Raw genomic sequence first — 1,601 nt, 5'->3', positions numbered from 1 at the left:
AGTCGGGCATTCTTATGGGTGTTCATCCGGCTGGGTTCCTGGAAGGTTGGGTGTTTGGCGACTTCCAGTCTCCCAGACTCAGTCCGGATGAACCATCGATACAACCTATTGAAGCTTCACAGCTAGCGCGCCCACTTCACCCGATGCCGATGTCCGCGGCTCTCCCGCCCAGCATCCGCCCCAAGAACCGCGACCTGTTTTTGTGGGCGCCAGTTCCGGATCTGGTCGAAGACCGGGTCGCATATATATCAGGCGCGAAAGGAATTCCAGAGATGCGGACTCGCCGATATCGAACGGGGGCACGAGCGCTTGCCGACCCGGTGCGAATTTTCCGCTGCCCGGCATCCATACGATCTACACCTGCCTATCGCTCAAGCGCACACTCGCCATTTCGGCCAACGTAAGCGCCGGAGGAAGTCGTGTTCGCTGTCCAAGATACCGGTCCGGTGCACGTTAAGCCAGATATTTATAACTCCGATATATTGCGATTTAATCATTAAATAGGATAGAAAATCAATATGCGGGTGGCGCATTTCGCAAGACGGCCATTCTCCGCTCTTAGAGACGGTTTCATAAAGACTGTTCGGCGCGCCGGAGGGTGTTCCAGCAGATCAGGCAGCAACCGAGTTTGAGGAACGCACCGTGTATATCGGCACGTCGCTCGAAACGAATACGGAGGCGACGGAAGTGATGCAGCCAAGCATGCGTGCGTTCCACGACCCAGCGATATTTGCCAAGGCGACTGCCATGTTCGGTACGGCGCTTGGCGATCACCGGCTCGATACCGCGATTTCGCAACGCTTGCCGATGTCGCTCGGAGTCGTAACCACGATCGGCGTAGACCACACGCGGTCTGTGCAGTGGGTGGCCGCGCAATCCGCGAATCGGCGGAATCGCGTCGATCAGCGGCAGCAACTGCGTGACGTCGTTGACGTTCGCGCCGGTCAGGATCGCGGCGAGCGGCGTGCCGTTGGCGTCGGTGACGATGTGGTGCTTGGAACCGGGTCGCGCTCGATCGGTAGGGTTTTGCCCAGTTTTTGGCCCGCCCCAACGGCGCGAATCGATGATGAATCGACAGCGGCTCGCGAGAAGTCGATCTGGTCTGCCGCGCGCAGCTTCGCGAGCAGCAGTTCGTGCAGGCGGTCCCACACGCCGGCAGCCTGCCAGTCGCGTAGTCGTCGCCAACATGTCACGCCCGAGCCGCAACCCATCTCGGCAGGCAGATCGCGCCAGCGCAGTCCGGTCTTGAGAACGAACAAGATGCCGGTCAGCGCGGCGCGATTCGAAACAGGTAGGCGACCCGGGTTCTTCTCGCGCCGCGGCTTGGGTGGCGGCAGTAACGGCTCGATCAGTATCCACAATTCGTCGTCGATGATCGGCTTGCCCATCTCCTCGGTCTCGGTTGTTCCGATGCCTGAGGTTAACAGCTCGCCGCGAAAGTTAACAGCCCTACGGGCCCTTTTTGAAACCGTCTCTTAGTCATCGCCGAGGACTCGGAACCTTAAAGTGATTCGAGCTCCAACTGCTTCGCATCCCTGTACCGCACCTCGCATCGGCCACATGCGCCACGCCGCGTGGCTCCAAACTTTGCCATCCTCCCT

At 59.6% G+C, this 1,601-nt stretch carries 1 protein-coding gene; it reads right to left on the bottom strand.

Annotation, left to right across the window (positions count from 1 at the left end):
• Positions 1-570: 570 nt before the first annotated feature.
• A protein-coding gene (locus G3O00_RS42595) for an IS5 family transposase (protein WP_206146586.1) occupies positions 571-1,388 on the bottom strand; the annotation gives its coding sequence in 2 pieces (ribosomal slippage) (positions 571-1,040 and positions 1,040-1,388; 819 coding nt in all).
• Positions 1,389-1,601: the final 213 nt, after the last annotated feature.

This window comes from Burkholderia sp. Ac-20384 (assembly GCF_017104605.1).
Classification (GTDB): domain Bacteria; phylum Pseudomonadota; class Gammaproteobacteria; order Burkholderiales; family Burkholderiaceae; genus Burkholderia; species Burkholderia lata.
The sequence above is the reverse complement of the archived record's forward strand: the minus strand, read 5'-3'. Positions and strand labels throughout refer to the sequence as shown.